The sequence below is a fragment of the Streptococcus sp. UBA632 genome (assembly GCF_002300045.1).
In the GTDB taxonomy this organism is placed as follows: domain Bacteria; phylum Bacillota; class Bacilli; order Lactobacillales; family Streptococcaceae; genus Streptococcus; species Streptococcus alactolyticus.
The window spans coordinates 1-11,277 of record NZ_DBPA01000029.1; the positions used below are offsets into that span (position 1 = coordinate 1).

The window sequence follows — 11,277 nt, forward strand, 5'->3', positions numbered from 1 at the left end:
GAATATCTCTCTTTTATTGTAACCATTCTAAAAAAGTGCTATAATAAAAGCGAAGTTTATTTAGAATTATTATAAATATTTTTTATGGTAAGGGACTTGATGTAAGCAGTCATCGTACCATAAACACGGGGAAGGTGATGAAATTGGCTATTAAGAATTATGCGAAGTCGATTGTCTATGGTGGGATGGATGGGATTGTAACCACGTTTGCCGTAGTAGCTGGTGCTGTCGGGGGTAACTTAGGAGTTGAATCTATCTTGATTTTAGGTTTTTCTAATCTCTTGGCAGATGGTTTCTCTATGGCAGCTGGGGATTATTTGAGTTCGACAACAGAAGAGTCTAACATCAAAGATAAGTCTATCAAGAATGCCTTAGCGACCTTTGCTTCTTTCATCATTTTTGGATTGATTCCTTTATTATCTTACATTTTCATGGGAGTATCGACGGTCTTTAAAGCCCATACCTTCTTGTTGGCCTGCTTGTTTGTATCTTTTGCCCTCTTTTTGTTAGGTTTGGTTAAAGGCTTAATTACAGGTGAAAACAAGGCAAAAGAAATCTTCAGAACCTTGTTTATCGGTCTGGTGGCAGCGCTTTTTGCTTACTATGTCGGAGAAGTGCTTGGTCATATCGCAGGTACTATCTAGATTTTAAAAAGAAAATATCGAAGTTTGAGAGTTTGGCTCTCAGACTTTTTTTGTTTCAAAAATTTTCTTGACAAAGATTGGTATATACCATATAATAAAAATAGATAAACGGTCTATACCAAACAAGGAGGCGTTACAATGAAAATCATTCGTGTACAAAATCAAATAGAAGGCGGCCAAGTGGCATTCTCACTCTTAAAAGATGAAATGGCTAAAGGTGCTAAGACATTGGGCTTGGCAACAGGTAGCACGCCACTTGCTTTTTACGATGAGATCAGAAAGAGTGATCTTGATTTTTCAGACATGACCAGTGTCAATTTGGATGAGTATGTGGGCTTGGCAGCTGATAATGACCAAAGTTACCATTACTTCATGCAGGAAAATCTTTTCCGGGCCAAATCCTTTAAAGAAAGTTTCCTTCCAAACGGGTTGGCAAGTGATTTACAAGAAGAAACACGTCGTTATGATCAAGTGATTGCAGAACACCCTATCGATTTTCAAATTTTAGGGATTGGTCACAATGGGCATATTGGTTTTAATGAACCTGGAACGTCATTTGATGTGACAACACATGTTGTTAATTTGACAGAAGATACAATTAAAGCAAATAGCCGTTTCTTTGATAGCATTGACGATGTGCCAAAACAAGCCATTTCAATGGGAATTCAATCCATCATGCAATCTAAAATGATTGTCTTAATGGCTTATGGTCAAGGCAAAGCTGATGCTATTAAACAAATGATCGAAGGACCTGTGACAGAAGACTTACCAGCCAGCGTTCTTCAAAAACACCCTAACGTAGTGGTTATTGTGGACGAAGCTGCTGCCAGCGCATTGGATTAAGTTTATTTTTGGCAAGATCTTGCCTGAGTCATGGTACAATAGTCCTATGCGTTTAGATAAATTATTAGGACAGGCGGGCTTTGGCTCGCGAAATCAGGTGAAAAAATTGATCCGTAGCCGTCAGGTTTATGTGGACGGGCGTTTGGCTGAGTCGGATAATCTCAATGTCGAACCAAGTCTACAAGCCATTACGGTATCAGGTAAATCCGTGACCGCGTCATCTGAGAAGTATTTTCTCCTTCATAAGCCAACAGGAGTCGTTTCTGCGGTGTCGGATAAGGAACATCAGACGGTAATTGATTTGATAAAGCAAGGGGACCGCGTTTCTGGGCTTTATCCTGTTGGGCGTTTGGACCGCGACACAGAAGGCCTTCTCTTGATAACCAATAATGGTCCCTTGGGCTATCGCCTCCTGCACCCCAAGCATCATGTTACAAAGACTTATTATGTTGAAGTGAATGCCCTATTGGCGGAGGATGCTCCTGACTTTTTTGCAAATAGGGTAACTTTTGCGGACGGTACGGTTTGTAAGCCTGCTAGGCTTGAACTGATCATGACGAGTTCAGATAAAAGTTCGGCCTACATTACCATTTCCGAAGGTAAATTTCACCAAATTAAAAAGATGTTTTTGGCTTACGGTGTGAAGGTGATTTACCTGAAACGCCTAACTTTTGGCGATTTTCAATTAGGTGATTTGCCCAAGGGTCGCTACCGTGAATTGACAGTATCAGAAAAAGAAATCTTGAAAACCTATTTGGATTAGCCTCCAATGGTTTTCAGGATTTTTTCGAATAAAGCGGTAGGAGGTGTGTTTATGTTATCAGCACTCGATGAAAAGGGGCAATTGGTGTCGGTATTGGACGGCATTCCAGATAAACAAGCCTTTAGGTGCCCTGCCTGTTATGCTGCTTTGCATTTGAAAAATGGCATGGTTTTGCGCCCGCATTTTGCCCATGTGTCTTTGGAGCAATGCGACTTTTACCATGAAAATGAAAGTAGCGAACACCTGCAGTTGAAAGCAGCTCTCTACCGTGCTATTACGCGAACAGATGACGTCGTGGTAGAGCAAGTTCTACCAGAGTTACAACAAGTAGCAGATGTCATGGTTAATGGTCATTTGGCCTTGGAAGTGCAATGTTCTCGCTTGTCGCAGAAGCGTTTGTTTGATCGCACGCGGGCTTATCAAGAGCACGGTTTTCAAGTGCTTTGGCTCTTGGGTAAAAAGTTGTGGTTGGGTGAACGCTTGTCTTCTTTGCAGCGGCACTTTTTGTATTTTTCACAAAACATGGGGTTTCATTTGTGGGAGCTGGATGCCACACAGGAAGTTATTCGGTTGCACTATTTGATTTATGAAGATTGGCATGGCAAGTTGCATTATAAGACTAGGACATGTGCGTTTTCAGATGATGTGATGGCTTTTTTGCGTTTGCCCTACCAAAGACAAGCCTTATCTTGTTACAGCGTCGAGCAAGACCCGCAGTTACTGACCTATATTCAAAGGCAATTGCTGGCGCGTCAGAGCAAATGGCTGCAAAGGCAGGAACAGGCCTATTTGAAAGGAACTAATTTGTTGAGCCTGCCCTTGTCTGCTTATTACCCCCAGGTTCGCCCCTTAACAGCGAAAGAAGGTTTTTGCCAGATTAGGCAGGATTTATCCGTCTTTTATGAGCAATTTAGCCGTTATTACCAAAATCAGTCGGAAAAAGAACGTCAATGGCTTTATCCACCAGCCTATTATGATAAAATGGTAGGTAAAGAGCAAAAAGGAGAATAAGATGTCAGATAATCGTCGTCATATTGATGAAAAATACCAATGGGATTTGCGTACCGTGTTTGCGACTGATGAAGCTTGGGAGCGAGAATTGGCAGCTATCGCGTCAGACTTGGATGAAGCCAAAAAATGTAAGGGACACTTGGTTGAATCTAGCCAAAATTTGCTAAGCATCACGGAGCAATATTTGGACTTGTCGCGCCGTTTGGAGAAGGTTTATGTGTATGCGTCAATGAAAAATGACCAAGACACAACAGTTGCAAAATACCAAGAATACCAAGCTAAAGCCACAGCCCTTTATGCCAAATTTAGCGAAGTTTTTGCCTTTTATGAGTCTGAGTTGTTGCAGTTGTCGCAGGCAACTTTTGCGGATTTTGTGGCAGAAACGCCAGCCTTATCAGCTTACGCGCATTTCTTCGAGCAATTGTTTAAACGTCAACCACACGTCCTATCACAAGCTGAGGAGGAATTGTTGGCTGGCGCTCAAGAAATTTTTGGGGCTGCGGGTGAAACCTTTGGTATTTTGGATAATGCCGATATGGTTTTCCCTATCGTTTCAGATGATGAAGGCAATCAAGTGCAGTTGACCCACGGCAATTTTATCAGTTTGTTGGAGTCTAAAAATCGTGAAGTTCGCAAAGAAGCTTACCAAGCCATGTATGCAACCTACGAACAATTCCAGCACACTTACGCGAAAACCTTGCAGACCAATGTCAAAGTGCACAACTATGATGCACGCGTTCACCATTTCCAATCAGCTCGTGAGGCAGCTCTTGCGGCTAATGATATTCCAGAATCGGTATATGATACCTTGGTGGAAACGGTCAATGATTACTTGCCACTGTTACACCGTTATGTCGCCTTGCGCAAAAAAATCCTCAAATTAGATGATTTGAAAATGTATGACTTGCATACGCCTCTTTCTGAAATGGACATGAGTTTTACTTATGAGGAGGCTTTGAAGAAGGCTGAGGAGGTTTTGGCTGTTTTTGGTGAAGATTACGCTGCGCGTGTACACCGTGCCTTCACGGAACGTTGGATTGATGTGCATGTTAATAAAGGCAAACGCTCAGGGGCTTATTCAGGTGGGTCTTATGACACCAATGCCTTCATGCTTTTGAACTGGCAAGACACCTTGGACAATCTCTTTACCCTCGTTCACGAAACAGGGCACAGTTTACATTCGACTTTCACACGCGAAAACCAACCTTATGTTTATGGGGATTACAGCATTTTCTTGGCGGAAATTGCATCAACAACCAATGAAAATATCCTGACAGAAACCTTGTTAAAAGAAGTGACAGACGACAAGGCACGTTTTGCCATTTTGAATCATTATTTGGATGGTTTTAAGGGCACTATTTTCCGTCAAACGCAGTTCGCTGAATTTGAGGACAGCATTCATAAGGCAGATCAAGCAGGTGACGTCTTGACAAGTGACTACCTCAACCAACTCTATGCGGAATTAAACGAGAAATACTATGGCCTTAGCAAAGAGGACAATCCTGAAATCCAATACGAATGGGCACGGATTCCGCATTTTTACTACAATTACTACGTTTACCAATACGCAACAGGTTTTGCGGCAGCAAGCTATTTAGCAGATAAAGTTGTGCATGGCACTCAGGCAGACATTGACCGTTATCTTGACTATCTCAAGGAAGGTAGTTCTGATTATCCACTGAATGTGATTGCTAAAGCAGGTGTGGACATGACCAGTCGTGATTACCTTGATGCTGCCTTCAAGATTTTTGAAGAACGTTTGAATGAATTGGAAGCCTTGGTTGAAAAAGGGGCACATCTCTAAAAAGAGTTATGAGGTTGGCTTAGGCTAACCTCGTTTTGTGTTATAATAAAAGCAATTTGTGAAGAGATTGGGGAATGAACGTGACAGCATTGATTTGGGATTTTGACGGCACCTTGGTGGATTCTTACGAGGCAATTGGTGAAGCTTTGCAGGCGACTTATGCCCATTATGGCTTAGATTTTAATGAAGAATGGGTGATGGCATTTATCATCAAAGAATCCGTCAAGGCCCTGCTCTATCAAGTGGCCAAAGAGCACCATCTGGATTTTGCGGCCTTGTCAGCTTTTTTCAAAAAAGAGCAGGAGGCGCGTGACGATAAGATTAAATCTATACCACATTTGGTGGAGGTTTTGGCTGCTACTAAGGCAAAAGGAATCAACCATTTTGTCTATACGCATAAGGGCATTACGGTAAATGATGTCTTGGAACGTTTTGGGGTCCGTCAATACATCATCGAAGTGGTGACTTCTGCCAATGGCTTTGCTAGAAAACCTAGTCCAGAAGTCATTGATTATGTGATAGACAAGTACCATTTGGATAAGGCAAGAACTTATTATGTTGGCGACCGTCGTTTAGACGTTGAGGCTGCAGAAAACGCAGGTATTCCATCTCTTAACCTTGGGCAACCGTTTTCAGCCAATAACCAGCATATCGAGGATTTATCAGATATTATTCGTTTGTTTGAAGTATAAAAATCGAGGTAAATCTATTCACATCGGCCGCGTTTTGCTATATAATAACAGTTATGGTTAAATCATATTCAAAAACAGCAAATCACAATATGCGCCGTCCTGTGGTGAAAGAGGACGTTGTGCGTTATATGCGCAATCAACAAAAGCCAAATGAGGGCTATCTCGCAGAACTGGCCGATTTTGCACATCGCGAAAATATTCCTATTATTCAGCACGAAGTTGTGGCTTATTTCCGTTTTTTGATGCAGACCTTGCAGCCCAAAAATATTTTGGAAATCGGAACGGCTATCGGTTTTTCAACGCTTTTGATGGCTGAAAATGCGCCAGGCGCTAAGATTACGACATTGGACCGTAATCCTGAGATGATTGCCTTTGCTAAGGACAATTTTGCCAAATACGACACACGTCATCAAATCACCTTGGTTGAGGGCGATGCCGTAGATACCTTGTCAAGCATTGAGGGAGAATTTGACTTTGTCTTTATGGATTCTGCCAAGTCAAAATACATTGTCTTTTTACCAGAAGTTTTGGAACACTTGAAAGTCGGTGGGGTTGTTGTCTTTGATGATGTGTTCCAAGGCGGTGACATTGTCAAGCCAATTGAAGAGGTTCGCCGTGGACAACGTACTATTTACCGCGGCTTGCAGCGTTTGTTTGACGCGACATTGGACAATCCAGATTTGACGGCTACGCTTGTCCCACTGAGCGATGGCTTGTTGATGATTCGCAAAAATGCAGAAGATGTCACGCTATAGATTAAGCAAGATTTAAGATATTATGATATACTGATAGAGTTAACGACAAATTAAGGAGTTTAGTAATGGCTAATAATGAAAATTCAGGGTTCAAGAAAGTGATTCAAAGCACAGCTTTCAAAGGGATTTCAATTGCGGTAGCGTCAGCGTTAATCGGTGCTGGTATTACTTACCTTGCAACAAATAATAACTCAGAAAATAAAGCATTGGTTACTATGAAAGGCGATACTATTACTGTATCTGATTTTTACAATGCTGCAAAAGATAGCTCGTCTTCAAAACAAACTATGTTGAACTTGATTTTGTCACGCGTGTTCGAAGAACAATACGGTGATAAAGTATCAAGTGAAGATGTGGATAAAGCTTACGACAAAACAGCAGAGTCATACGGTTCATCATTCTCCAGTGCATTGGCTAATGCTGGTTTGACTGCCGACACTTACAAACAACAAATCCGCACATCAATGCTTGTGGAATATGCTGTTAAACAAGCGGCTAAGAAAGAATTGACTACTAAAAACTACGAAGAAGCTTACAAAGACTACCAACCAGACACAACAGCTGTTGTGATTGCTTTGGATGATGAAGAAAAAGCTAATTCTGTTCATGACCAAGCAACAGCTGACGGTGCTGATTTTGATACTATCGCAAAAGATAACACAACTGCGAAGAAAACAGAATACACATTCAATTCAGCAAGCACTGATTTGCCAGAAAGCGTTATGGAAGCTGCCTTTAACCAAGACGAAGGTTCTGTTTCTGATGTAATTAAAGTTATGGATACCTCAACTTATTCATACAAATACTACATCGTTAAAACAACTAAGAAAACAGAAAAGGATTCAAACTGGAAGACTTATAAGAAAGAGTTGAAGAAAATCATTATGGCACAATACCAAAATGATACAAACTTCCAAAACCAAGTGATTGCAGATACACTTGAAAAAGCTAACGTTAAGATTAAAGACAACAGCTTTGCAAGCATCTTATCACAATATGCTACAAGCTCATCATCAAGCTCTTCTAAATCATCAAGCTCATCAGACAGTTCTTCAGAGTCTAGCTCATCTGAATCTGAATCAAGTTCATCTGAAGCAACATCAGCAAGCGAAGAAGCGTCAACAACTGAGTCAAGCTCTAATGAGTAACAAACTTGACCAGACGTTAAAATTACAGTACAATTAAGGGGATTGAGAATCGTTTTATCTTTCGGATACAGAAAAGTGGTGGCTGCTGCGAACCATGGAAGAGGGTAAATCGTGCTACTCGATTGCCGTTAGGTTATCAAGTCTGAATTGTCTTGAGATAGCCTACTAAACAATTAAAAACGTAAATGAAGAATGACAAGTTCATTGAATAGAGGTGGTACCGCGGCTAGTGTCGCCCTCTGGATATGGCTTGTCGTTTTTTTGTGAGCATGTGCAAACGTCACATGCCATCAAATAGAGATAAAGGATACACGTAATGAAACAATTAACTAGTGCACAAGTGCGTCAAATGTGGTTGGATTTTTGGAAATCAAAAGGTCACTCAGTAGAACCATCAGCTAACTTGGTTCCTGTTAATGACCCAACCTTGTTATGGATTAACTCAGGTGTGGCAACACTGAAAAAATACTTTGACGGTACAGTTGTCCCAGAAAACCCACGTATTACCAATGCCCAAAAAGCTATTCGTACAAATGATATTGAAAATGTTGGTAAGACAGCCCGTCACCATACGATGTTTGAAATGTTGGGGAATTTCTCTGTGGGGGATTACTTCCGTGATGAAGCCATCACTTGGGGATTTGAATTGTTGACAAGTCCTGAGTGGTTTGATTTCCCACAAGACAAACTTTACATGACTTACTACCCAGATGATAAAGACACTTACAATCGTTGGATTTCTCTTGGTGTTGAGCCAAGTCACTTGATTCCAATTGAAGATAACTTCTGGGAGATTGGTGCTGGACCTTCAGGACCAGATACCGAAATCTTCTTTGACCGTGGGGAAGACTTTGACCCTGACCACCTTGGTATCAAATTATTGGCTGAAGACATTGAAAACGACCGCTACATCGAAATTTGGAACATCGTTTTGTCACAATTCAACGCTGATCCTGCTGTTCCGCGTTCAGAATACAAGGAATTGCCACATAAAAACATTGATACGGGTGCTGGTTTGGAACGTTTGGTTGCAGTTATGCAAGGGGCTAAAACAAACTTTGAAACAGACCTCTTTATGCCAATCATTCGTGACATTGAAAAATTATCTGGTAAAACCTACGATCCAGATGGCGACAACATGAGCTTCAAAGTCATTGCTGACCATATCCGTTCGCTTTCATTTGCCATCGGTGATGGTGCTCTTCCTGGTAACGAAGGCCGTGGTTACGTGCTTCGTCGCTTGCTTCGTCGTGCTGTTATGCATGGTCGTCGCTTGGGCATCAACAAACCATTCTTGTACCAATTGGTTCCAACCGTTGGTCAAATCATGGAATCTTATTACCCAGAAATCCTTGAAAAACAAGATTTCATTGAAAAAATCGTTAAACGCGAAGAAGAAACCTTTGCTCGTACCATTGATGCTGGTTCAAATATGCTAGATGAATTGTTGGCTGAATTGAAAGCAGAAGGCAAAGATACCGTTGACGGAAAAGACATCTTCAAATTGTATGATACTTACGGTTTCCCAGTTGAATTGACAGAAGAATTGGCAGAGGACCAAGGTTTCAAGATTGACCATGCTGGTTTTGAAGCTGCCATGAAAGAACAACAAGAACGTGCTCGTGCTAGCGTGGTTAAAGGTGGTTCAATGGCTATGCAAAACGAAACCCTTTCAAGCATTACAGAACCTTCTGTCTTTAGCTATGAAGACGAAGTGCTTGATGCGAGCTTGTCTGTTATCATTGCGGACAACGAACGTACAGAAGCGGTTTCTGAAGGTCAAGCCCTTCTTGTCTTTGACCAAACACCGTTCTACGCTGAAATGGGTGGACAAGTAGCTGACCACGGGGTTATTAAAAATGATAAAGGCGACATTGTGGCGCGTGTGACGGATGTGCAAAAAGCACCAAACGGTCAACCTCTTCATACGGTTGATGTTTTGGCAAGCTTGTCTGTTGGCACAACTTACACGCTTGAAATCGACAGCAAACGCCGTCACCGTGTGATTAAAAACCACACAGCTACTCACTTGCTTCACGCAGCCCTTCACAATATCATCGGCGACCATGCTACCCAAGCAGGTTCATTGAATGAAGAAAGCTTCTTGCGTTTTGACTTCACTCACTTTGAAGCCGTAACGCCTGAAGAATTGCGTCGTATCGAAGAAGAAGTTAACCAACAAATTTGGAATGCTATTCCTGTTAAAACCATTGAAACAGATATTGATACGGCTAAATCAATGGGTGCTATGGCTCTATTTGGTGAAAAATACGGTAAAAATGTTCGTGTGGTAACCATCGGTGATTACTCAATCGAGCTTTGCGGTGGAACACACGTGTCAAACACTTCTGAAATTGGTATCTTCAAGATTGTGAAAGAAGAAGGAATTGGTTCAGGAACACGTCGTATTATTGCCGTGACTAGCCAAGAAGCCTTTGAAGCTTACCGTCAAGAAGAAGAAGACCTTAAAGCTATTGCTGCAACTTTGAAAGTTCCTCAATTGAAAGAAGTGACTAACAAAGTAGCAAGCTTGCAAGAACAATTGCACCAATTGCAAAAAGAAAATGCAGAATTGAAAGAAAAAGCTGCAGCTGCCCAAGCTGGTGATGTCTTTAAAGACGTCAAAGAAGCTAACGGCGTTCGCTACATTGCAAGTCAAGTAACGGTTTCTGACGCTGGTGCCCTTCGTACTTTTGCAGACAACTGGAAACAAAAAGATTACTCTGACGTGCTTGTATTGGCCGCAGCTATTGGCGAAAAAGTCAATGTCCTTGTGGCAAGCAAATCAAAAGACGTTCATGCGGGTAACTTGATTAAAGCTTTGGCACCAATTGTTTCTGGTCGTGGTGGTGGTAAACCAGACATGGCTATGGCAGGTGGTTCTGACGCTGCTAAGATTGCAGACCTTCTTGCAGCAGTTGCTGAAAACGTGTAACAAACCGCATCAGTTAGGCAGCAGCTTAGCAGATTAAGGAGTTGTTTTAAAGTAGATGACACCCAAAAATAGACTTTTAAAAATGGCTATTGCCTTTATCGGCTTGACCTTGCTTATTTTGATCTATATGGCTATCAAAGAGGCGGTAAGCGGACATCTTAATATGGTTTATCTTATTGCAATCCTAGCTGAAGGGAGTTTATTGAGCAGTTTTGTCAGGCTATTAAAGGAAAAGTCCAAATAATCATGAGGAGTTCCAATTGGGAACTCCTTTTTGGTTATAGTTTTTAACTATCGATTGCTTTTGAAATAACTATTTTACGATGTGAGGCGATGTTGCTATAATAGGCACTAAGATTTTAGAAGATTATTGTCATATAGAATCGAGGATACAATGAAAGTAGCACTTATTCAGATGGCTATTCGTGAAGGACAGCCTAAGCAAAATACAAAAACCGTATTGGCATTATTGGAAAAAGCGGTGCTGGATGAACCTGATGTGATTGTTCTGCCTGAAATGTGGAACACAGGTTATGCTTTGAGCCAGCTTGCTGATTTGGCAGATGACAATGGTGAAAGGACCAAAACTCTTTTGCGGGCCTTTGCCAAGAAACACCATGTAAATATCGTGGCAGGTTCGGTAGCAACCAAGAAAAAAGATAGCTTTTTTAACACGACTTAT

11 protein-coding genes are annotated in these 11,277 nt (G+C 41.5%); all 11 read left to right on the forward strand.

The window, feature by feature from the left end; genetic code table 11:
• Positions 1-143: 143 nt before the first annotated feature.
• Positions 144-644, forward strand: a complete 501-nt coding sequence (locus tag B3473_RS03625; protein ID WP_154454416.1) for a VIT1/CCC1 transporter family protein — start codon at positions 144-146, stop codon at positions 642-644.
• Positions 645-782: 138 nt separating this feature from the next.
• Positions 783-1,487 carry a glucosamine-6-phosphate deaminase gene (gene nagB, locus B3473_RS03630; protein ID WP_154454415.1) on the forward strand — a complete coding sequence of 235 codons (705 nt, stop codon included), beginning with the start codon at positions 783-785 and terminating at the stop codon, positions 1,485-1,487.
• A 46-nt stretch (positions 1,488-1,533) separates the two neighbouring features.
• On the forward strand, positions 1,534-2,250 hold the full coding sequence (locus B3473_RS03635; RefSeq protein ID WP_154454414.1) for a pseudouridine synthase: 717 nt from the start codon (positions 1,534-1,536) through the stop codon (positions 2,248-2,250).
• A 51-nt stretch (positions 2,251-2,301) separates the two neighbouring features.
• Positions 2,302-3,261: a competence protein CoiA gene (locus tag B3473_RS03640; RefSeq protein ID WP_204984749.1), complete on the forward strand. Its 960-nt coding sequence runs from the start codon at positions 2,302-2,304 to the stop codon at positions 3,259-3,261.
• Between the two features lies 1 nt (position 3,262).
• Positions 3,263-5,065: an oligoendopeptidase F gene (gene pepF, locus B3473_RS03645; RefSeq protein WP_269725750.1), complete on the forward strand. Its 1,803-nt coding sequence runs from the start codon at positions 3,263-3,265 to the stop codon at positions 5,063-5,065.
• A gap of 80 nt (positions 5,066-5,145) precedes the next feature.
• Positions 5,146-5,757 (forward strand): HAD-IA family hydrolase, encoded by a 612-nt coding sequence (locus B3473_RS03650; RefSeq protein ID WP_235280810.1) that lies wholly within the window; start codon positions 5,146-5,148, stop codon positions 5,755-5,757.
• 53 nt (positions 5,758-5,810) lie between these two features.
• Positions 5,811-6,512: an O-methyltransferase gene (locus tag B3473_RS03655; protein WP_154454411.1), complete on the forward strand. Its 702-nt coding sequence runs from the start codon at positions 5,811-5,813 to the stop codon at positions 6,510-6,512.
• A 65-nt stretch (positions 6,513-6,577) separates the two neighbouring features.
• On the forward strand, positions 6,578-7,660 hold the full coding sequence (locus B3473_RS03660; protein ID WP_168260995.1) for a peptidyl-prolyl cis-trans isomerase: 1,083 nt from the start codon (positions 6,578-6,580) through the stop codon (positions 7,658-7,660).
• 316 nt (positions 7,661-7,976) lie between these two features.
• Entirely contained in the window at positions 7,977-10,595 is a 2,619-nt protein-coding gene (alaS, locus tag B3473_RS03665) for an alanine--tRNA ligase (protein ID WP_235280806.1), read from the forward strand.
• 55 nt (positions 10,596-10,650) lie between these two features.
• The gene (locus B3473_RS03670) at positions 10,651-10,839 is read left to right on the forward strand and encodes a peptidase (RefSeq protein ID WP_154454408.1); all 189 of its coding nucleotides are present in this window, start codon (positions 10,651-10,653) and stop codon (positions 10,837-10,839) included.
• Positions 10,840-10,989: 150 nt separating this feature from the next.
• On the forward strand, positions 10,990-11,277 hold a 288-nt coding region (locus B3473_RS03675; protein WP_293674877.1), incomplete at its 3' end, for a nitrilase-related carbon-nitrogen hydrolase.